Raw genomic sequence first — 20,738 nt, forward strand, 5'->3', positions numbered from 1 at the left:
GTAGCTCCAGTGTCGATGTTGTTGACCGGTCGATCGTGTGCCGAACGAAGGTGCGGCGGCCCGTAAGCCAGCAGCCAGATCATGATCAAGGCTGCCGCAATAGCGAGGAATGTGGACAGCGTCGGGAAAGGAGGGGGCGTTTTCTCCCCCTCCGGCTCGGGGCGATGCCGGACCTTTCGAGGTATGATCTTGAACCAGGGCATCGCCGTTTCAGAATGTCTGACCGTGAATCATCGCCAGGTGCTCGACGATCGGTCCGACCGCCAGGGCCGGGAAGAAGGTCAGGCCGCCGACGATCAGGATGACACCGGCCAGCAGCCCGACGAACAGCGGACCGTCGGTCGGGAAGGTGCCGGCGGAGGCAGGGACGGTCTTCTTCGCAACCAGCGAGCCAGCAATCGCCAACGCCGGAACAATGACCAGGAACCGGCCCATCAGCATGCCGATGCCGAGCGTTACGTTGTACCAGGGCGTGTTGCCGCTGAGGCCGCCAAAGGCGGAGCCATTGTTCGCCGCGGCCGAGGTGTAGGCATAGAGAACCTCTGAGAAGCCGTGCGGGCCGGCATTGGCGATGGAAGCAACGCCGGTCGGCAGCACCACCGCGATAGCGGTGAAGATCAGCATTGCAAGCGGCAGGCAGAGCACGGCCAGCATAGCCATCTTGACCTCCTTGGCCTCGATCTTCTTGCCGAGATATTCGGGCGTGCGTCCGACCATCAGCCCGGCGACGAAAACGGCAATGACGATGAACATCAGGATACCGTAGAAGCCGGCGCCGACGCCGCCGACAATAACCTCGCCGAGTTGCATGTTGATGATGGGGATCATGCCGCCGAGTGCGGTGAAGCTGTCATGCATGGCGTTGACCGCGCCGCAGGATGCGGCCGTGGTGATGACGGCAAACAGTGCCGACAGGGCGATGCCGAAGCGGCTCTCCTTGCCCTCCATGTTGCCGCCGTCGACGCCCAGCGCATGGACGAGCGGATTGCCGGCGGCTTCCGCCCAGTAGCAGACGGCAACGCCGGCGATGAACAGCACGCCCATAGCCGACAGAATTGCCCAGCCCTGGCGCTGGTTGCCTACCATGCGGCCGAAGACATTGGTCAACGCCGCGCCGAGGGCGAAGATCGTCACCATCTGGATCAGGTTGGAGATTGCATCGGGATTTTCGAAGGGATGCGCTGCATTGGCGTTGAAGAAACCGCCGCCATTGGTGCCGAGCATCTTGATGGCAACCTGGGAAGCGACCGGCCCGACCGCGATAGTCTGTTGCGCGCCTTCGAGCGTCGTCGCGTTGACGTAGGCAGCGAGCGTCTGCGGCATGCCGAGATAGACATAGACCAGAGTCAACACGATGCAAAAGGGCAAAAGCAGGTAGAGCGTGCCGCGGGTCATATCGACCCAGAAATTGCCGATCGATTTGCCTGAGGCTCTAGCAAAGCCGCGGATCAATGCGACCGCAATGGCGACGCCAGTCGCCGCCGACAGAAAATTCTGCACGGTCAAGCCGGCCATCTGCACGAGATAGGACATCGTGCTTTCGCCGCCGTAGTTCTGCCAGTTGGTGTTGGTCATGAAGCTGGCGGCGGTGTTGAAGGCCAGCCCAGGTTCGACGGCGGTCATGCCGGCCGGATTGTAGGGCAGGCCGCCTTGCAGCCGTTGCAGCGAATAGAGCACCAGGAAGCCGGCCAGGTTAAAGAACAGCAGGGCCGCCGCATAGGAGGTCCAGTGCTGCTCCTCGCGCTCGCTGGTCCCTGATATGCGGTAGAGCCCGCGCTCGAGCGGGGCCAGAATTGACGACAGGAATGTGCGCTCGCCGCTGAAAACGCGATGCATGTAGCCGCCGAGCGCCTTGGCCAGCAGAACGACGATCCCGCAATAGACGAGGATCTGCAGCCATCCGTTGATTGTCATGGGGTTGGCTCCTTGCCAGCGGAGATCAGAAGCGTTCCGGGCGAACGAGGGCGTATGTCAGGTAGGCGAGAAGAAACAAGGTCACGGCGCCGCCGAGGATATAGTCGAAAAGCATGTTACGATCCCGTAAACTTACAGCTTGTCGCAGGCTTTTATATAGCCGAAGCATAGAGCAAAGAACGCGATTCCAATCGCGACAACAACTATGTCCACCGCGCATTTTCCTTATGTTGTTTGTTTACTTTAACAAAGTATCCAAACCCGTCGCCGCATCATATCGGCGGCTGGATACACCGCTCCTGTGAATATGGGTCAAAGTGCCATAAAGGTTCGAGACGGGACGCGGAGCAAAGAAATCAAAATCCCATAAGGATTTCGCCGCCTCGGCGCTGGCCACAGCTTCAGGAGGGAGGTGCGCACCGGCGCGCGAAGCTGCCGGGGCTTAGTCCGCGCGGGTGTAGATCACCGCGTAGTCGTCCGCATAGGCCCGCTTCCAGCCCAGTTCGTCGAACAACGGAATGCGGCTGTCGTCGGCGGTCAACAATGCCCAGCCTATCGTATATTTCTCGAGTTGGGCTTTCAGGATCGGCTTGCCCCGGCTGTGCCCAGTCTGCTCATCCTTTTCCGTAAAGCCATTCAGGAAGAGCTGATCCGCGCGGCCGTCAATAAACGTCCTGATGCCATGGAAAATCAGCGTACCGCCGAAATCGTAGGAGTTCAGCAGATTGCCCGACAGATTATGGGTTTGGGCGAAGGCCAGTGCGTCCCTGGCCGAGGTCTTCTGGCTCGGCGCGACCGGATAGGTCGTGAAGGCGGCAGCCGCCAAAACCAGCAAAACGGCAAGTCCAGCGCAAATCCTGGAAAATTGCCGTGCGAAAAATTGTTCAAGTCCGTCGCGCTTTTCCGCCGCCCATTTCTCGGCTGAAAGCACTGGATATTGTTGCGCGACCTCGACGGCAAGGACCACCGGCACGAGAAGAAAGAACAGATACATGAACCGTATGTGGGTGAGATAGACGTGCAACGTGAAGACAACGAACAGCGCCTTGGCCCAGCCAATGCGCAATCTCGACACGAGCAGCCCGAAAAACGCCACCAGCAGGGCCACCTCCTGGAGGGTGTGCCGCGAGGCGTCGAAGGGTTGCCACTCCGCAATGTAAGGCACCGCCTCATTGCCATAGGCCACGGTGAATGTGGCGAGTATGGCCTTGACGCCATAGGGGTTGAGCAGGCTGACCAGCGGGCAAAGCAGCCCGAAAGCAATCCACTTGGCCAGCAGCCGGGGGTTCGATAGGCGCGTGCGCATAAGCAGATCGAGGCCGGCGAAGGCGGCGATGACGAAACCGAAGGTGAAGGTGGCATGGAGATTGGCCCACACGCAAAGCAGCGCCAGCAGCCATAAAGGCGGCGCTTTCCCGTCGCGTGCGGCCTGGAAAAGACCGGCGGTCCAGACGACGATAATGGGCAAGGTAAAGATGTGGGGTCGGGCGACATAGATTGGTCCGATCACGAGCGCGAGCACCAGCGTCAGTCCTATCGCCAGCGTCGGCTTCAACCACGCGCTGAGATACCACGACGTCAAGAAGGCCGTCAGCGCGATTACCGCAGTCGCCAGCAGCACCACGCCGTTCCAACCGCCGGCTTCATAGGCAATTGCAAGGAGAACCTGGCTAAGCCATTCCTTGGCGATCCATGGCTGGCCGGCAAAAGTGTAGGAATAGATGTCGACGGTGGGGAATGTGCGGCTTGCCAGCATATCCATGCCGACCTTGATGTGCCACCAGCTATCAGGATCCTGCAGGAGGGAGGTGGCAAAGGCGAGGAGTGCCGCCGCCATCACGACCGCCGCCAGCAGGCAAAACATCAGCCTCACACGCCGAATGTCGTCTATCGACGGCCTCGCCTCACCAGATATCCCGCGCATATGGCATCCCTGAGCCGCGATAACGGAAGGGATAGGCCGAATTTGTTAGAAAACCGATAAGCTGCAGGATTGCGGCCACAACCCTGTGCCGCGCGTCCAATCGGCTCGGCGGCTTAGCCCTCGGCCTTGAAGTTCTTGGCTTCCTTCTCGACCTTCGGGTTGTCCTTGCCGTGCTTGCGCATCAGATCCTTCGCCTGCTTCGGCGAAACGTCGGTGGTTTCGGCCAGACGCAGAGCCTCCTTTTCGTCCGGATCGCGCGTCTTGCGGTCGGCCATTGTGGTTTTCTTGTCAGCCATTACGACGCTCTTATGCTTTCGGCGATTTCGTTCAGCACCTTGCGGTCGGTGCCGTGGCGCTTGATCAGCGTGCGTGCCTGATCCGCGGTGATGCCCGCTTCCTCGGCGAAGTGACGTACCTCGTAGTCTTCGCCGCCCGCCATTCGTGAGCGGTCGCGACTATCGGTCTTGGTTTTGTCGTCGGCCATGGCAGCTCTCCTCATCTCGACGAGAGCATAACGGGCAAGATTTCAGCGAGTTCCTTCGAGCGTGTCGCCCAGTTGCCTGCCCTCGGGCATGACCCGGCATGCGCGGCGGTTTGCTCAAAGCAGGGGCTTGGCGTCAGGCCGGCCTTCGCGCACAAATAGGCTGGCCTCTTTGGCGGCGCTGCCAACCGCCCGCCACTGCTCCTGGGCGCAGCCTGGTATTCGTTCCGGATTGCTAATGGGAGCGATGGTCGAACACGACGCCCATGGTCCTACCAACGGCCGTCATGACGATAAGTTCGACCAGATCGTCGTCACTGTTGCCGCAGGCCGGAGCCGTCCTGCGAACGATGTCCAGCATCGCCCTCGTCGATATGGTGTCGCCGGCACCGAACCGTGAAAGCGCAGATGAAACAAGCTCTTGGGCCGTCAGGTCGGCGACCGTCACCCGCTGCACCACGTTCATTGGCTTCCTCCCACCATGAACCCTCTCCCGGGAGAATGATACGCCGAACGTCGCGTTTCGCCAGCAAAATGGTGGTCCTACCAGCGCGTGGGCAGCGACCGAAATCGTCGGTTTTGCGGGAGGCAATCCGGGCGCGAGGCGGCAGCGCTTTTGTGCCATGCGACTTCGCCATAGACCCAATCCCGGCGGCCGGGATCGGTCTCAATTTAATTTATTGGCAGTCTGATGCTTGGCAGTGTGGTCTGCTCGGTTGCGGCCGAAGCCAGCGCAGCAAGAACCACGGTGCGGGCAGGACCGGGACGGTTCGTCGTTTCACGGAAACGCCGAACCGGTCTGTATTTTTTGTTTGACGCAATTCCGGACGGAAAACCGTTCACAAGTTTCCTGGAATTGCTTGTCTTGTGACTCTAGGCGGCCAGGTCGCTCGGAAGCTTGCCGCCATTCTCGGCCAGCTTTTTCATCAGTGCGTCGTGCAGCCACAGATTCATCGTTACAGTGTCGTTCATATCGCCGGTGTAGTTCAGCTCGTGGGCAAGCTCCTTGCGGGCGCCGAGGCTGCTGTCGATATTCAGAGCCTTCATCAGGTCGACGATCGAATTCTTCCAGTTGAGTTTCTGCCCCTTCGCGGCCACCGCCTTGTCGAGAATGGCAGCGATGTCCGGGGCAGAGGACGGCGCGGCCGGCGCGGCCGGAGCCGGGGTTGCAGCCGGGGCGGATCGGGTAGGCGCCGTCGGCTGGGTGGCCGTGCTCGAAGCAGGCGCGGGAGACGGTTGCGCCGGCGGCGCTTCGGCCGCAACCGCGTTTCCGAAAATCGCACCTTTGATACTGTCGAAAATGCCCATTGCTATCTCCTGTGTTGGCTCGACGGTGTGTTGCCTTGACGGTCGGTGGGGCGACCGTTGCCGAATGCCGCATTGAGCGCCCTGGTTGTACCGGACCACGAACGCAACGCAGGGGCAACTTAAAACTGGCTAAAAGGTAAAGGCTTGGTTGCATTGGGGAATCGGCTCAGTGATCCGGCCCGAGAGTAGAATAGGTCGGATCGCGGCCCGACAAATCGTCACGCTATGGGCGAGGGAACGGTCAGCAGCCAGTTTTGCTGACGCAGACCAGAAAAATCATCTAGATTCGTGTTCGCAATTCGCTGAGAGGAACGAAGCCATGACAGCAGTCGTCGCATCCGACAGGCTCGAACGTTCGCTGGTTTGGGCAGAGGACGATCCGTCGGTCAAATGGGCCGGCGCTTTCGCGGTTTACGGCGGGCACGGCACCACCCAGTCCTCGGTCATTGTCTACGAGATCGAGCCCGGCAAGCGGCTCGGCTGGCACAGCGACGCCACCGAAGAGACGCAATACATCATCGCCGGCACCGGCGACCTGCACATCGAGGGCGGCAGCACCCACCCGGTCGGGCCCGGCAGCGTCCTGGTACTTCCGACGCCGGTCAGGCACGACCTCGTCAACACCGGCACCGAAACCCTGCGCGCCGTCGCTTTCTTTGCGGCGGCGATGTTCACGCAGACATTCGACGACGTCATGCTGCCGCCGAAATCCCATGTCCTCGGCACGCCCAATCGTGCGGGCTGAATGCGTGCCGGCGAGAATCACCAGGCCTGCGGATTGCGGACTCGGAGCTGAGATGAGCGCGCACGCGGCCGGCAACCGGTTCGGCGTCGTTACGCGCCTGCGTCACGGGCGGACAGTCTGATGGCGCCGGTCAAGGTCGACCCCGCCAAGGTGCGCGAGTTTAGCGATGCCGAAAGCTTCCATGCCTGGCTTGGCGAGCATCACGACAGCGAGGATCAAGTCTGGATCAAGATCCATAAGCTCGATTCGGGACTGCCGTCGATCACTCCGAAGCAAGCCATCGACGTGGCGTTGTGCTGGGGCTGGATCGATGCGGTGCGCAAGGCCTTGGACGGCAAAAGCTACCTGCAGCGCTACACCCCGCGCGGCAAGAAGAGCACCTGGAGCCAGATCAATGTCGACAATGTCGCCCGGCTGATCGAGGAGGGCCGGATGACCGAGCACGGGCTGAGGCAGGTCGATGCGGCCAAGGCCGACGGCCGCTGGGCGCGCGCCTACAAGAGCGGCAAGGAGATGAAGATCCCCGACGACCTCCAGGCGGCAATAGACGCCGAGCCCACGGCGAAAGAGATGCTGGCAAAGCTCAGCGGCCAAAACCGCTTCGCACTCGCCTTCCGCATCCACAACATGAAAACCGAAGCCGGACGCAAGAAGAAGATCGCGGCGTTCGTGGAGATGCTGAAGCGCGGCGAGACGATCTATCCGCAGGGCAGAAAGTAACATCTGACGAGGCGTGCCGGCGCTGCGTCTTGTGCTTGTCCCGGTCGGCGAGCCTCGAATGCGGCCGGATCACTGCTCAGGCCCACCTTCGATCCAGGCGATGTCGCCGACGATTTGTTTTCGACGAGCGTCGCCCGGCACTTCGACACCAGCTCTCATTCGTTTAGTTGATGCAGGAAAAAGTCTCGTCCTCACAGTCGGCATAGTATATTAGCAGGCGCTGTTATGAGGTTTTTGCCCGTTCAGGAGCCGACTGGCACGTGGGCCGTGTTTGATGCGACTGTGGACGTGCCTGCGGATTTCGCTGGCAGTTGCCTTATCGGCTTGCCGCGGGAGCGGGCGGAGTGGCTCGCAGCAAGAGCCAATCGAGATGCTGCTGCAAAAGGCACTTCGATTTGCCGGTTGTCAGCTGCCGGACCGGCACAAGCCACGGTTCTTAGACTTAGACCGATAGGAGAGATTTCGATGATGCAAGAAAGGGTAATGGCGGCTGCGTTGGCAGCCAGGAATCAGGAAGCGGATATTCTTGGTGTCTTCGACATCACCAACAAAACCGATGCGCCAATTGGCCCCCGCCGATTGGGCGAGGCTATCCACTTTGTCGCCAATGCACCTATCGTTGGCTATGATGTTCACGCCGCCGTCATCAGATATGGCCCACTTGGAACCCCCAGCCTCAGAGCAACAGATTGCGCACAGCTGTGGGAGAAGTTTGGCGAGGCCTTGCTGCAACACTGACGGGCAGACCTTTGGCGCGTATGGCACCACCATCGTGCAGGACACTTCGCTAGCGAGAACGACATGGAGCCTTGCCGGTAATGTTGCAATTAAATTAGCGTGAGTGCATATTTTTTGCTGGCTGGACTCGCAACCGGCCAAGCCCGGCGGCCGGCCGCCAACGGGCTGTCAGGCCGGTGACAAATGGCTCCGCAGGCCCGACGGTCCCTTGGCAAGATCGCCGGAACCACAGCATGATGCGGCGGCAAAACGGGTTTGGGAGAATGACATGCCTAAGGTTTCGGAACTCTTTTTCAAGACAGCCATCATTTTTCTTATTCTGGGAATTGCAGCTGGCCTGCAGATGGCAATTTCAGGCGATCACGGCGCGTTTCCGGCTCACGCGCACATCAACCTGCTGGGCTGGGTCACCAGTGCAATATTCGGCGGCTATTATGCGCTGAACCCGGCGAAGGCTGCCCGCAGGAGCGCGATGATCCACTATGGCGTCTACAATCTCGGCCTGGTCGTAATGCTGCCGGCGCTTTACCTGATGCTGCAGGGAAATCCGGCGCTCGAGCCGATCGTCGCCACTGGCTCAATGATTGTCGCTGCCGCCGTGCTGATCTTTGCCTTCGTGGTTTTCTCCGCCGAAACAGAGCGCTCAGTCTCGGAAATACAAGCGGTCCCGCGCTAGACGGGGCGGCGACAGTGCCGTGTCGACTAAGCCCGTGCTTCTGGTGAAGCGCGGGCCGATCGGTTGTGGGCTGATCTGAGGTAAGGGTGCGGCGAAGATGAAAGCCGCTCCGTAGCCTTCGCGCCCCCTCTGCCTGCCCCAAGATACCTGCACCGCAGCGGCAGTCGCCGTCCAGTGTCCCTTCAGACTCGGCGAGCCGGTGAGATTTAACTGGCGGAGAGAGCGGGATTCGAACCCGCGTTACGGTCTCCCGTAAACACACTTTCCAGGCGTGCGCCTTCAACCACTCGGCCACCTCTCCATCCTTTAGCATTTTCGCCGCGGCCGGTTTCGCCGTGCGGGTTGGGGAGATGCCTCTCCCTTGGGATTCCGGCCGGAATTCCGGCCGTGGGCGCCGTCAACCAGCGGATACCCTTTCCCGCACCTGAGCCGTCAAAGCAACAGGCGCGGGGCTCATCTAGTCGATCCGGTGCCGAATGCCAAGACATAACGGCAGTCTATTCGCTTTGCCGGATAGGGATGCTCAGCCCATGTTATCGGAGCACCCGTTGGGAGCCTATCGAAATGATCGGCGGAGGTGTGCTTGCCGTCCGACGGCGCCACCGGTTCCGGCGAACCGGCGGTCGCGGGTTCAACTTCACGTGTCGCGATTGTGCAATAAGCGGGTAGATCCTATCTAACAGTCCGACACGACATTCTGATAAACTCCTGGGGAGGAAGGGTCCGGATGTTCCGCTTCGTCTTTCGTCTCGCTGCAATGGTCGCGCTTTCGGTTTCGGTCATCATGGCCGTGCTCGATGCGACCCGCTCGGTGGCGGCTTCGGCGCTGGTGATGACCCCGCTCAACACCAGCTGGCTCGCTGTCTCGCCGGATACGCGCGGCGCCTTCGAAAGCTTCGTCCGCGATAAGATCAACCCGCTGCTGTGGGATGGTGCCATCGCCTGGGTGCTCAGCCAGCCCGGCTTTGCCGTGTTCGCGGTGCTGGCGTTCATTCTTTATGCCATCGGTTACAGGCGGCAGCGCCCCAGCGGGCGGTTCGCCGCAACCTGACATTTCCAGCCTGACCCGGTGTTCCCGTACCGGGGAGGCTCAACCAAGAAGAAAAGGAACCCACACATGTTTCTCAGCGACATGCTGAACAAGAAGCTCAACCTGCCGAAACCCTCCGAGGCGTTGCCCGGCCGCGACCGGCCGATCCCGACCGCATCGAAGCACTTTGTCTCGAACAGGCCGCTCAAGGGTCCTTATCCCGAAGGGATGGAAACGGCGATGTTCGGGCTGGGCTGCTTCTGGGGCGCCGAGCGCCTGTTCTGGCAAGTCGAGGGCGTCTGGGTCACGGCGGCCGGCTATGCCGGCGGCGTCACGCCCAACCCGACCTATCAGGAAACCTGCACGGGCCTGACAGGCCATGCCGAAGTCGTGCTCGTCGTCTACGATCCCAAGATCGTGTCCTATGCCGAGCTCTTGAAGCTATTCTGGGAAAGCCACGACCCGGCGCAAGGCATGCGCCAGGGCAATGATGTCGGCACCACCTACCGTTCGGCGATCTATACGTTCAACGACGCGCAGTACCAGACGGCGCTCGCCTCGCGCGATGCCTACGAGGCTTCGCTGCGCGGTGCCGGACGCGGCAAGATCACCACGGAGATCGCACCGGCGCCGGAATTCTACTTTGCCGAGGAAGACCACCAGCAATATCTGGCGAAGAACCCCTACGGCTATTGCGGCCTGCAGGGAACCGGCGTCTCCTGCGCCATTCCGGTCGCCGTCTCCGCCTGATTTTATGCCCCTGACGCAAGGAACATGCTGTGGCGCCGCGATGCGGCGCCATGCTTTTCCAAAGGGTCAAAATTCCACGTGAATTTTGTTTCGGGCCGTGCCAGATTGACCCGAAGCGGGAGGAAGACACTCCTGCCCGACACCGTATGCCTGCCGGAGAACCGGGCCGGCATGCGGTGCATAATGGACAAATAACCGACAGGGGTGTGGATCACATGAAACGTATCGTTCTCGGCCTTATGGCCGCAGCTGCAATGGTTCTTCCGGCCTTCGCCGCGGACATTCAACCCGCGATCCTCTATGATCTCGGCGGCAAGTTCGACAAATCGTTCAACGAGGCGTCGTTCAACGGCGCTGAAAAGTTCAAGACCGAGACCGGCATCCCCTATGTGGAATTCGAGGTCAGCAACGCCACCCAGCGCGAGCAGGCGCTGCGCCGCTTCGCCGAGGACGGCCGCAACCCGATCGTCATGGCGGGCTTCTCCTGGGCAGATGCGCTGGACAAGATCGCCACCGAGTTCCCCGACACCAAATTCGCCATCATCGACATGGTCGTCGACAAGCCTAATGTCCGCTCCCTGGTCTACAAGGAGCAGGAAGGCTCCTACCTCGTCGGCGTGATGGCGGCGATGGCTTCCAAGACCAAGAAGGTCGGCTTCGTCGGCGGCATGGACATTCCGCTGATTCGCAGGTTTGGCTGCGGCTATGTCGGCGGCGCCAAGGCGGCCGGCGCCACCGACGTCATCCAGAACATGACCGGCGATACGCCGGCAGCCTGGAACGATCCGGCCAAGGGCGGCGAGATCGCCAAGACGCAGATCGATCAGGGCGCCGACGTGGTCTACGCGGCGGCAGGCGGCACCGGTGTCGGCGTGCTGCAGGCAGCGGCCGACGCCGGCAAACTCGGCATCGGCGTCGATTCCAACCAGAACGGCCTGCAGCCCGGCAAGGTGCTGACCTCCATGGTCAAGCGCGTCGACGTTGCCGTCTACAACACCTTCATGGATGCCAAGGACGGCAAATTCACGGCCGGCGTCAACGATCTCGGCCTCAAGGAAGGGGGCGTCGACTACGCCATGGACGACAACAACAAGGCGCTTGTCGACGATGCGATGAAGGCGGCGGTCGAAAAAGCCAAGGCCGACATCATAGCCGGCACCATCAAGGTGCACGACTACATGTCGGACAATGCCTGCCCGTATTGATCGATTGCCGTTATTGATCGACTGGCACTGCTGAACTGACGAGCCGCCGGGTGGAAGCCCGGCGGTTTTGTCTTGTCGGCCCGCTCACCAGTGCGGCGGCTTTGTCACCGGCACATCGGGTGCGGCCTGTTCTTCCAGCGCCAGGAAGCGCTCGGCCAGCGCGTCGAGCTTGCGCTGCATGCGCTCGATCACCTTCCACTGCTCGGCGATCTGGCCCGACAGTTCCTCGATGGTCTTCTCCTGCTCGGCGGCGCGGATTTCCAGCGTCGTCAGCCGGTCCTCGGGCATGGTCATTTGAAATCCTCGATCAGGCGATTGTGCAGGGTGCGGCCACGTTGGAAATTGACAAGCATGGCGGGATTTGTCGAGAGTGAACCCTGCTCCAGCCAATTGGTAGGGACCCGATTGGCACAGACTGGGCGTCATGCTAGGCGTTTGACCAAGCGGTAAAAAAATAACTGTGGGAACAGGCTGCATGGCGCAAGCCGCAATCGAGCTGATCGGCATCGACAAGAGCTTTGGCGCCGTGCGCGCCAACCGCGACATCAATCTGGAGATTATGCGCGGCACCATCCATGGCATCGTCGGCGAAAACGGCGCCGGCAAGTCGACGCTGATGTCGATCCTCTATGGTTTCTACCAGGCCGATTCCGGCGAGATCCGTGTCGGCGGCCAGCCGGCATCGATCAAGACGCCGAACGATGCGATCGCGCTCGGAATCGGCATGGTGCATCAGCATTTCATGCTGGTCGACAATTTCTCGGTGCTGGAAAACGTCATTCTCGGCGCCGAAAGCGATGCGCTGCTGAAGAAGAGCATCGCCAAGGCGCGTTCCGAGCTGGAGCGGCTCGAGCGCGAATACGGGCTCGAAGTCGATCCCGACGCCATCATCGAGGAGTTGCCGGTCGGCCTGCAGCAACGCGTCGAAATCCTCAAGGCGCTCTATCGCGGCGCCGAGATCCTGATCCTCGACGAGCCGACGGGCGTGCTGACGCCGGCCGAGGCCGACCATCTGTTCCGCATCCTCAGGCAGCTGAAGGAGCAGGGCAAGACGATCGTGCTGATCACCCACAAGCTGCGCGAGATCATGGCGATCACCGACACCGTCTCGGTGATGCGCCAGGGCACGATGGTGGCGACACGCGAAACCAGGAAGACCACGGTCGAGGAACTGGCCGAGCTGATGGTCGGCCGGCGCGTGCTGCTGCGCGTCGAGAAGGGCGAGGCGAAGGCCGGCGGCGTCAAGCTCGCGGTCAAGAACCTGACGGTGAAGGATTCCCGCGGCGTCACCATGGTCGACGACGTCTCCTTCGACGTCCATGCCGGCGAGATCGTCGGCATTGCCGGCGTCGCCGGCAACGGGCAGTCCGAATTGCTCGAGGCGATTTCCGGCATCAGGCATGCCGTTTCGGGCTCGGTCATGCTCGACGGCAAGCCGATCGACCTCACCGGCGCCGCCGACCCTGGTGAACTGCGCGAGCGCGGCCTTGCCCATGTGCCGGAGGACCGCCATCATGTCGGCCTGGTGCTGGCCTTTGAGGAGAACGAGAATTCGATCCTCGGTTATCAGGACGACGAGCGCTATCTGAAGGGGCCGTTCCTTGACATCGATGCCATCCGTAACGATGCCAGGGACAAGATCGTCAAATATGACATCCGCCCGGCGGACTGCCGCCTCAAGACCGCCAATTTCTCCGGCGGCAACCAGCAGAAGATCGTGCTTGCGCGGGAAATGGAACAAGATCCCGGCGTGTTGATCGTCGGCCAGCCGACGCGCGGCGTCGATGTCGGCGCCATCGAATTCATCCACAAGCGCCTCATCGCCATGCGCGACCAGGGCAAGGCGGTGCTGGTGGTTTCGGTCGAGCTCGACGAGATCCGCTCGCTGTCCGACCGCATCCTGGTGATGTTTGCCGGCCGCATCGTCGGCGAACGCGGCCCCGACGCGACCGAGGGCGAGCTCGGCCTGCTGATGGCCGGCGTCGAGCAGCGCGAGGCGGCGGAATGAGCACTCCCTATGCCAAGCTGCCGGCCTGGGCCGACTACGTCCTGATCCCGCTGATCAATCTGTTCGTCGCCTTCGTCGTTGCCGGCTTCGTCGTCATATTGGTTGGCGAGAACCCACTGCGCGCAGCCGTCGTCCTGGTCGAGGGTGCCTTCGGCCGCGGCCAAGGCATCGCGTTCACGCTTTTCTATGCCACCACCTTCATCTTCAGCGGGCTTTCGGTGGCGGTTGCGGCGCATTGCGGCCTGTTCAACATCGGTGGCGAGGGCCAGGGCTATATCGCCGGTCTCGGCATTGGCATTGTTTGCCTGGCCTTCGACAGCGTGCTGCCTTGGTGGCTGACCTTCCCGATCGCCATTATCGCCGCCGCGGCGATGGGCGCGCTGTGGGCGCTGATCCCGGCCTATCTGCAGGCCAAGCGCGGCTCGCACATCGTCATCACCACCATCATGTTCAATTTCATCGCCGCCAGCGTCATGGTCCGTGCGCTGGTCGGGTACTTGAAGCCCCCCGCCTCGATGGCACCGCAGACGCGCACCTTCCTCGAAGGCGCGCAACTGCCGAAGCTCAACTGGGTCATCGAATTGTTCGGCGCCAAAATCCGTTCGGCGCCATTCAACGTCAGTTCCCTGCTGGCGCTAGCCATGGCCTTTCTGGTGTGGGTGCTGATCTGGCGCACCAAGCTCGGCTACGAGATGCGCACCTATGGCCACAGCCCGAAAGCGGCGCGCTATGCCGGCATTTCGGAGATCCGCATCATCATCATCGCGATGATGATCTCGGGCGCGCTAGCCGGCATGATGGCGCTCAACCCGACGATGGGCGACCAGCACAATGTCGCGCTCGAATTCGTTTCGGGCGCCGGTTTCGTCGGCATCGCGGTGGCGCTGATGGGCCGCCTGCATCCGGTCGGCATCGTCATGGCGGCAATATTGTTCGGCATGCTCTACCAGGGCGGCGCCGAGCTCGCCTTCGAGATGCCGGCGATCAGCCGCGACATGATCGTTATCATCCAGGGCCTCGTCATCCTGTTCGCCGGCGCGCTCGAGCATATGTTCCGGCCCTACGTCCAGGCGTTGTTCGCCTCGCTCAGCCCGAAATCGGTCGGCATGGAAGCGGTCAAGGGGAAGGGCGCCTGAGATGGATTTCTTCAACGCCATCGTGCAGGTCCTGGACTCGACCATCCGCCTTTCGGTCCCCTTGCTGCTCGCCTGCCTCGCCGGCCTCTATTCGGAGCGGGCCGGCGTCTTCGACATCGGGCTCGAGGGCAAGATGCTTGTCGGCGCCTTCGCCGGTGCGGCCGCCGCCTCGGTCTTCCACTCGGCCTTAATCGGCCTCGGCATGGCCATCCTGATCTCGGTCGCCTTCGCGCTGATCCACGGCTTTGCCTCGATCACCCATCGCGGCAACCAGATCGTTTCCGGTGTCGCGATCAATTTCATTGCCGCCGGATCGACGATCATGCTCGGCCAGGCCTGGTTCCAGCAAGGCGGGCGCACGCCGGCGCTGGCCGCCGGCGAGCGGTTCGAGGCAATCACCTGGCCGGGCGCGGATGCGCTCAGGAGCGCGCCGATCCTCGGGCCGATCTATTCGGAACTCATCTCCGGCCACTCCGTGCTGGTCTATCTCGCCTTCCTGGCCGTGCCGTTCACCTGGTGGGTGCTGTTCCGCACCCGCTTCGGGCTCCGCCTGCGCGCTGTCGGCGAGAACCCGGCCGCGGTCGACACCGCCGGCATATCGGTCGCCTGGCTGCGCTACCGGGCGCTGATCTGCACCGGCGTGCTCACCGGCATTGCCGGCGCCTATCTGTCGATGGTGCAGAATGGCGGCTTCGTGAAGGACATGACCGCCGGCAAGGGCTACATCGCGCTGGCCGCGCTGATCTTCGCCAAATGGAAACCGGTCAACGCCATGTTCGCCTGCCTGCTGTTCGGCTTCCTCGACGCCGCGTCGATCCGCCTGCAAGGCACGCCGCTGCCGCTGATCGGCAAGGTGCCGGTGCAATTCATGCAGGCGCTGCCCTATGTGCTGACCGTCATCCTGCTTGCCGGCTTCATCGGCAAGGCAATCCCGCCGCGCGCCGGCGGCGTGCCTTATGTCAAGGAACGCTGATCTATCATGGCTCATGATCTGTTCGAAGCGGCGAAAGCCGCCATGGCCAAGGCCTATGCGCCCTATTCGAAATTTCCGGTCGGCGCGGCGTTGCGCACCGAGGACGGCCGTATCTTCACCGGCGCCAATGTCGAGATCGCGTCCTATCCGGAGGGCTGGTGCGCCGAAACCACCGCGCTCGGCCACTACGTCATGGGCGGCGGCGGCAAGATCACGGAAATCGCCGTGATCGCCGAACGCGTGGCAAAATGCTCGCCCTGCGGCGGCTGCCGGCAGCGGCTGGCGGAATTCTGCCGGCCGGAGACGAAGTTCTATCTCTGCGATGATAGCGGCGTGGTTGAGACCGTGACCATGGGCGAGTTGCTGCCATACGGGTTTGAAGGCGATGTGCTGAAATGAAGGAAGCGCTCGATCACCTCGTCGAAAGGCTGGACGGGCTGGCGCCGGCCACCGCCTTGGTGCTGGGGTCAGGGCTTGGCGGGCTTGTCGACCAGGTCGAGGATGCGGTGCGCATCTCCTACGCCGACTTGCCGGGGTTTCCCCGAAGCGGAGTCAGCGGCCATGCCGGCGAGGTGGTGGCGGGGCTCTTTGCCGGCACGCCGGTGCTGATGCTGTCCGGCCGGGCGCATTATTACGAGCACGGCAACGCGGCGGCGATGCGGCCGGCACTCGAGGTGCTCGCCGGCCTCGGCATCTCCAGGCTGATCCTCACCAACGCCGCCGGTTCGGTCGATCCCGGGATGGGCCCGGGCTCGGTGATGCTGATCACCGATCACATCAATTTCTCGGGCTCCAACCCGCTGATCGGCGAACCGAGCGACCGCCGTTTCGTCGGCCTCACCGAAGCCTACGACGCCGGTCTCCGCTCCGCCATCGAGCAGGCGGCGAAGGCCACCGGTACCACGCTGCACAAGGGCGTCTATATGTGGTTCTCCGGCCCATGCTTCGAGACGCCCGCCGAGATCCGCATGGCGCGCGTCATGGGCGCCAACGCGGTCGGCATGTCGACGGTGCCCGAGGTCATTCTCGCCCGCTTCCTCGGGCTGCGCGTCGCAGCGTGTTCGGTCGTGACCAACCTTGCCGCCGGCATGACCGGAGCCGAGCTGTCGCACCAGGAGACCAAGGACATGGCGCCGGTCGGCGGCGCGCGGCTGGCGACCATTCTGCAGCGTGTTTTTCAGGACGGGCTTCCGGAGCACAGGGTCGACGCCTGATGCTTCCCCAGGAAATCATCCGCCGCAAGCGCGACGGCCAGAAGCTCTCGGCTGAGGAGACAGCGTTCTTCATCGAGGGTCTGACCGCCGGCACAGTCACCGACGCGCAGGTCGGCGCCTTTGCCATGGCGGTGTTCTTCAACGGCATGAGCCGCGACGAGGCGGTGGCGCTGACTATGGCGATGCGCGATTCCGGCGATGTGCTCGACTGGTCGGATCTGCCCGGCCCTGTCACCGACAAGCATTCGACGGGCGGCGTCGGCGACAATGTCTCCTTGATGCTGGCGCCGATCGTCGCTGCCTGCGGCGCCTATGTGCCGATGATTTCCGGCAGGGGTCTGGGCCATACCGGGGGCACACTGGACAAGATGGATGCGATCCCCGGCTATATCAGCCAGCCGGATGTTGCGCGGTTCCGCAAGACCGTGCTCGAAACCGGCTGTGCCATCATCGGCCAGACCGCCGATCTGGCACCCGCCGACGCCAGGCTCTACGCCATCCGCGATGTGACGGGAACGGTGGAATCGGTGCCGCTGATCACCGCCTCGGTCCTGTCGAAGAAGCTGGCCGCCGGCCTCAATTCGCTGGTGCTTGACGTCAAGGTCGGCAACGGCGCCTTCATGGAGAAATCGCGCGACGCAACCGCACTGGCCAACAGCCTGGTCGACGTCGCCAGTGGCGCCGGCCTTAAGGCCTCGGCGCTGGTCACCGGCATGAACGAGCCGCTGGCGTCCGCCGCCGGCAATGCGGTCGAGGTGCGCAACGCCGTCGATTTTCTCACCGGCCGCTTTCGCGACCGGCGGCTGGAGGACGTGACGCTGGCGCTGGCCGCCGAGATGCTGCAATCGGCAGGCCTGGTGTCGTCCAACCAGGACGGCCTGCGCCGCGCCGCCGAAACGCTGGCCGGCGGCCGCGCCGCTTCCATCTTCGCGCGCATGGTGGCGGCACTGGGTGGTCCCGTCGACTTTGTCGACAATCCGGAAAAATATTTGCCGAAAGCGGCAACGGAATTCGCGGTCAAGGCGAGCGCGAACGGCTTTGTCACCGGCATCGCGACCCGCGAGATCGGGCTTGCCGTGGTCGGGCTTGGCGGCGGGCGGACGCGGCCCGACGACAGGATCGATCACGCCGTCGGCATCACCAGGCTGTTGCCGGTCGGCGCTGAAGTGCGGACCGGCGAAGCGCTGGCGCTGGTCCATGCCCGCAATACCGGGAATGCCGAAGCGGCCGCGGCCGCCGTGCTTTCGGCCTATACCATCGGCACTTCCAAACCGGCCACGGAGAAAACCGTCATCCGGCGGATCCTGCCGCGCGGGTAGAGCCATTCCGATGGTATCGGATGGTCTCTATCTTCCTTTGGACCACGATCTTGTCCGAAAACCGGTCCCCACTTTTCGCTGGCGAGGACCTGCGGTTCGGGATCACGTTCTACTGAACCAGCAGCAGCTTGCCGTCTTCGACCTGGTATTTTTCGAGCCGCTGCAGAAAGCTCATGCCGATCAGGTTGGTGTGCAGCGCCCTGTCGTCGAGCACGACGGCCTCGACGCCCTCGACGGTGATCTTGCCGATCTGCAGGCGATCAATCGTCACCACGGCGGCCTTGATCGCACCATTGGCGGTGTTGACCTGATGGCTGAAGTCCGTCGAATTGAGCGAGATGCCGATCCTGCGCGCAGTCGAGGTGTTGATGGCGACGAGCGTGGCACCGGTATCGATCATGCCGTCGATCTGGCGGCCGTTCAACTTGAAGACCGACATGAAATGCCCGCGCGAGTCCGCGGTGACGACGACCTTGCGGCCGAGCGGCTGCGGCGTTGTGGGCCTGTCCGGGACGGCGGCGAGATTCAGGTCGGTTTGGGTGTCGGCCGGCCTGGCTCCGATGGCGGATTTCAACAGCCGCTCGATTACCTGTGAATTGGACTGATAGACGATCGGCAGCGATGCCGACGTTCCGGCAAACACGCCAAGGATGAGGAGCTTGCGCAGCATGGACCGGCCTTTGTGGTTGCCGATCCTTAGTCCGACATGGTGATTGCCGCTTTAACGAGTGCGGAAACCAGCCGTTTGCGTAAACAATCGGTAAACGGATCTATTTGGTGCCGTACATGCGGTCGCCGGCATCGCCGAGACCCGGCATGATGTAGCCCTTTTCGTTGAGCTGGCGGTCGATGGAAGCGGTGAAGACCGGAACATCGGGATGCGCCTGGGTAAACCGCTCGAGGCCCTCTGGTGCCGCCAACAGGCAGAGGAAGCGGATGTTGGTGGCACCGCGGCCTTTCAGCTTGTCGATCGCCGCGATCGCCGAATTGGCGGTCGCCAGCATCGGATCGACGACGATCACCAGCCGGTCGGCGAGGTCGCCCGGCGCCTTGAAGAAATACTCGACCGCTTCCAGCGTCTCATGGTCGCGATAGAGGCCGATATGGGCGACACGCGCCGCCGGCACCAGATCGAGCAGGCCTTCGAGCAAGCCGTTGCCGGCGCGCAGCACCGAGGCGAAGACCAGTTTTTTGCCCTCCAGCGTCGGCGCCTCCATCGTCTCGATCGGCGTCTCGATCGTAGTCGTCGTCAGTTCCAGGTTGCGGGTGACCTCGTAGCCGAGCAGCAGCGAGATCTCGCGCAGCAGCCGCCGGAAGCCGGCCGTCGAAGTTTCCTTCTTGCGCATGATGGTCAGCTTGTGCTGGACAAGCGGATGGTCGACGACGGTAACGCCCTTCATGGTGTTCTCCAACTGCGCAAGTGGATGGTGAATGGTGAATAGTGAATAGTGAACTGGTTTGCGAGTCCTTGGTTGCGCGGAAAACTCGCGTTTGACGAACCGAAGCGCCGGGTGAACCATTCACCATTCACCTGCCCTTGGCGCCGAGCCTGCCCAGCAGCACCGCCCTGGTCTTCCTGTCGACGAAGGCTGCCTCGATGGCCGTCCTGGTGACGGCGGTGAGCGCCTTGTCGTCCATCGCAAAATGCTCGGCAGCGATGTCGTATTCGCGTTTCAGCGAGGTCCAGAAATAGGGCGGGTCATCGGAGTTGAGCGTCACCTTGCAGCCCGCTGCCCGCAAGGCGGGGAAGGGATGGTCGGCGAAGCTGTCGAAGATTTTCAGGGCGATGTTGGAGCCAGGGCAGCATTCGAGCACGACGCCTTCGTCGGCGATGCGCCGCACAAGCTCGGGGTTCTCGATGGCGCGCACGCCATGGCCGATGCGAGACGGGCGGATGTGGTCGAGTGCCGCCTCGACGCTCTCCCAGCCCATCAATTCGCCGGCATGGACGGTGATGCCGAGGCCGGCCTCGCGGGCGATCTCGAAGGCCCTGACATAATCTTCCAGGTCGCCTATCCGCTCGTCGCCGGCGACGCCGAAACCGGTGACCAGCGGATGCCCGCAGCGCGCGGCGAAACGCGCCGCTCGCTCGATCGATTCGACACCGAAATTGCGCACGCCGGTGACGATCATGCGGCCTTCGATGCCGGTCTTCGCCTTGGCGCGGGCCATGCCTTCGCCGAGCGCGTCGGTATAGGCCTTCGGCGACAGCCCGGCCTTGCTGGCATGGTCGGGCGAGGTGAAAACCTCGGAATAGATGGCGCCGTCGCGGGCGAGGCTGGTCAGGTAATGGTCGGCCAGCCGCGCATAGTCTTCTTCGGTGCGGAACAGGTCCGACGAGAAGTCGTAGGCGGCGAGGAAAGAGGTGAAGTCGTGCCAGACGAAGGAGCCGTCCTGGATGTAGGGCGAGGCATCCTTGCCGTATTTCTCAGCCTGGCGGAGGACGAGTTCAGGCGCCGCTGCCCCTTCTATGTGGCAGTGCAGTTCTGCTTTCAAAGGCATTCAATTATCCCGTCAGGCTTTTTCTTATGACGCAAGTTCCTGTCGGAAAACCGTGTGACACTTTTCCGGAACCTGCTTCGAAGCGCGGCCGAACA

The 20,738-nt window shown here is 62.5% G+C and carries 24 protein-coding genes and 1 tRNA gene; 13 read left to right on the plus strand and 12 right to left on the minus strand.

The features are described 5' to 3' along the window. Positions 1–210: 210 nt before the first annotated feature. The 7 genes from kdpA to NKI18_RS03065 all read right to left on the minus strand — a co-directional run bounded on the left by kdpA (position 211) and on the right by NKI18_RS03065 (position 5,627). Positions 211–1,914 (minus strand): potassium-transporting ATPase subunit KdpA, encoded by a 1,704-nt coding sequence (gene kdpA / locus NKI18_RS03035; RefSeq protein ID WP_352616430.1) that lies wholly within the window; start codon positions 1,912–1,914, stop codon positions 211–213. A 25-nt stretch (positions 1,915–1,939) separates the two neighbouring features. Continuing rightward, positions 1,940–2,029 (minus strand): K(+)-transporting ATPase subunit F, encoded by a 90-nt coding sequence (locus NKI18_RS03040; protein WP_023675300.1) that lies wholly within the window; start codon positions 2,027–2,029, stop codon positions 1,940–1,942. Between the two features lie 327 nt (positions 2,030–2,356). Then, positions 2,357–3,838: a hypothetical protein gene (locus NKI18_RS03045; RefSeq protein WP_352616427.1), complete on the minus strand. Its 1,482-nt coding sequence runs from the start codon at positions 3,836–3,838 to the stop codon at positions 2,357–2,359. A 113-nt stretch (positions 3,839–3,951) separates the two neighbouring features. After that, entirely contained in the window at positions 3,952–4,134 is a 183-nt protein-coding gene (locus tag NKI18_RS03050; protein WP_352616425.1) for a hypothetical protein, read from the minus strand. Then, positions 4,134–4,322 (minus strand): DUF3606 domain-containing protein, encoded by a 189-nt coding sequence (locus NKI18_RS03055; protein ID WP_352616422.1) that lies wholly within the window; start codon positions 4,320–4,322, stop codon positions 4,134–4,136. The genes NKI18_RS03050 and NKI18_RS03055 overlap by 1 nt, the downstream gene beginning before the upstream one ends. A 232-nt stretch (positions 4,323–4,554) precedes the next feature. Continuing rightward, entirely contained in the window at positions 4,555–4,785 is a 231-nt protein-coding gene (locus tag NKI18_RS03060; RefSeq protein ID WP_023675303.1) for a hypothetical protein, read from the minus strand. A 407-nt stretch (positions 4,786–5,192) separates the two neighbouring features. After that, positions 5,193–5,627, minus strand: coding sequence for a DUF3597 domain-containing protein (locus tag NKI18_RS03065; protein WP_023675304.1), 435 nt, complete (start codon positions 5,625–5,627; stop codon positions 5,193–5,195). A gap of 319 nt (positions 5,628–5,946) precedes the next feature. Between NKI18_RS03065 and NKI18_RS03070 the strand changes: the two genes are divergently transcribed. From NKI18_RS03070 to NKI18_RS03085, 4 genes are all read left to right on the plus strand, one after another. Next, positions 5,947–6,372, plus strand: a complete 426-nt coding sequence (locus NKI18_RS03070) for a cupin domain-containing protein (RefSeq protein ID WP_352616418.1) — start codon at positions 5,947–5,949, stop codon at positions 6,370–6,372. 120 nt (positions 6,373–6,492) lie between these two features. Further along, on the plus strand, positions 6,493–7,092 hold the full coding sequence (locus tag NKI18_RS03075) for a YdeI/OmpD-associated family protein (RefSeq protein ID WP_352616415.1): 600 nt from the start codon (positions 6,493–6,495) through the stop codon (positions 7,090–7,092). 465 nt (positions 7,093–7,557) lie between these two features. Then, positions 7,558–7,830 carry a hypothetical protein gene (locus tag NKI18_RS03080; RefSeq protein WP_352616414.1) on the plus strand — a complete coding sequence of 91 codons (273 nt, stop codon included), beginning with the start codon at positions 7,558–7,560 and terminating at the stop codon, positions 7,828–7,830. Positions 7,831–8,098: 268 nt separating this feature from the next. After that, entirely contained in the window at positions 8,099–8,506 is a 408-nt protein-coding gene (locus tag NKI18_RS03085) for a hypothetical protein (RefSeq protein ID WP_352616411.1), read from the plus strand. 211 nt (positions 8,507–8,717) lie between these two features. Here NKI18_RS03085 and NKI18_RS03090 read toward each other — a convergent pair. Further along, a tRNA-Ser gene (locus NKI18_RS03090) sits at positions 8,718–8,807 on the minus strand. A gap of 426 nt (positions 8,808–9,233) precedes the next feature. Between NKI18_RS03090 and NKI18_RS03095 the strand changes: the two genes are divergently transcribed. From NKI18_RS03095 to NKI18_RS03105, 3 genes are all read left to right on the plus strand, one after another. Further along, the gene (locus NKI18_RS03095) at positions 9,234–9,557 is read left to right on the plus strand and encodes a hypothetical protein (RefSeq protein WP_352616408.1); all 324 of its coding nucleotides are present in this window, start codon (positions 9,234–9,236) and stop codon (positions 9,555–9,557) included. Positions 9,558–9,623: 66 nt separating this feature from the next. Then, the gene (gene msrA / locus NKI18_RS03100) at positions 9,624–10,286 is read left to right on the plus strand and encodes a peptide-methionine (S)-S-oxide reductase MsrA (RefSeq protein WP_352616405.1); all 663 of its coding nucleotides are present in this window, start codon (positions 9,624–9,626) and stop codon (positions 10,284–10,286) included. A gap of 215 nt (positions 10,287–10,501) precedes the next feature. Beyond that, positions 10,502–11,491, plus strand: coding sequence for a BMP family lipoprotein (locus NKI18_RS03105; protein WP_023675310.1), 990 nt, complete (start codon positions 10,502–10,504; stop codon positions 11,489–11,491). Positions 11,492–11,575: 84 nt separating this feature from the next. Here the strand turns inward: NKI18_RS03105 and NKI18_RS03110 are convergent, their stop codons facing one another. Further along, a complete protein-coding gene (locus NKI18_RS03110; protein ID WP_031211352.1) occupies positions 11,576–11,785 on the minus strand; it encodes a SlyX family protein in 210 nt (69 codons plus the stop codon). A gap of 181 nt (positions 11,786–11,966) precedes the next feature. Between NKI18_RS03110 and NKI18_RS03115 the strand changes: the two genes are divergently transcribed. From NKI18_RS03115 to deoA, 6 genes are read left to right on the plus strand one after another with little or no spacing between them, the layout of a single operon-like run. Continuing rightward, positions 11,967–13,499, plus strand: a complete 1,533-nt coding sequence (locus tag NKI18_RS03115) for an ABC transporter ATP-binding protein (RefSeq protein ID WP_352616400.1) — start codon at positions 11,967–11,969, stop codon at positions 13,497–13,499. Further along, positions 13,496–14,635 (plus strand): ABC transporter permease, encoded by a 1,140-nt coding sequence (locus NKI18_RS03120; RefSeq protein ID WP_023675313.1) that lies wholly within the window; start codon positions 13,496–13,498, stop codon positions 14,633–14,635. Before NKI18_RS03115 ends, NKI18_RS03120 begins: the two co-directional genes overlap by 4 nt. Position 14,636: 1 nt before the next feature. Next, positions 14,637–15,608 carry an ABC transporter permease gene (locus NKI18_RS03125; RefSeq protein ID WP_352616397.1) on the plus strand — a complete coding sequence of 324 codons (972 nt, stop codon included), beginning with the start codon at positions 14,637–14,639 and terminating at the stop codon, positions 15,606–15,608. A gap of 6 nt (positions 15,609–15,614) precedes the next feature. Continuing rightward, positions 15,615–16,007, plus strand: coding sequence for a cytidine deaminase (gene cdd, locus NKI18_RS03130; RefSeq protein WP_352616394.1), 393 nt, complete (start codon positions 15,615–15,617; stop codon positions 16,005–16,007). Further along, positions 16,004–16,822: a purine-nucleoside phosphorylase gene (locus NKI18_RS03135; protein ID WP_352616392.1), complete on the plus strand. Its 819-nt coding sequence runs from the start codon at positions 16,004–16,006 to the stop codon at positions 16,820–16,822. Before cdd ends, NKI18_RS03135 begins: the two co-directional genes overlap by 4 nt. Further along, on the plus strand, positions 16,822–18,141 hold the full coding sequence (gene deoA, locus NKI18_RS03140; RefSeq protein ID WP_352616390.1) for a thymidine phosphorylase: 1,320 nt from the start codon (positions 16,822–16,824) through the stop codon (positions 18,139–18,141). The genes NKI18_RS03135 and deoA overlap by 1 nt, the downstream gene beginning before the upstream one ends. A gap of 109 nt (positions 18,142–18,250) precedes the next feature. Here the strand turns inward: deoA and NKI18_RS03145 are convergent, their stop codons facing one another. From NKI18_RS03145 to NKI18_RS03155, 3 genes are all read right to left on the minus strand, one after another. Continuing rightward, positions 18,251–18,811, minus strand: coding sequence for a TIGR02281 family clan AA aspartic protease (locus NKI18_RS03145; RefSeq protein WP_352568187.1), 561 nt, complete (start codon positions 18,809–18,811; stop codon positions 18,251–18,253). 100 nt (positions 18,812–18,911) lie between these two features. Beyond that, entirely contained in the window at positions 18,912–19,541 is a 630-nt protein-coding gene (upp, locus tag NKI18_RS03150) for a uracil phosphoribosyltransferase (protein WP_023675320.1), read from the minus strand. A 127-nt stretch (positions 19,542–19,668) separates the two neighbouring features. Then, a complete protein-coding gene (locus tag NKI18_RS03155) occupies positions 19,669–20,643 on the minus strand; it encodes an adenosine deaminase (protein WP_352454014.1) in 975 nt (324 codons plus the stop codon). Between the last annotated feature and the right edge of the window lie 95 nt (positions 20,644–20,738).

Origin of the sequence: Mesorhizobium sp. M0800 (assembly GCF_040320095.1) — a bacterium.
GTDB lineage: Bacteria > Pseudomonadota > Alphaproteobacteria > Rhizobiales > Rhizobiaceae > Mesorhizobium.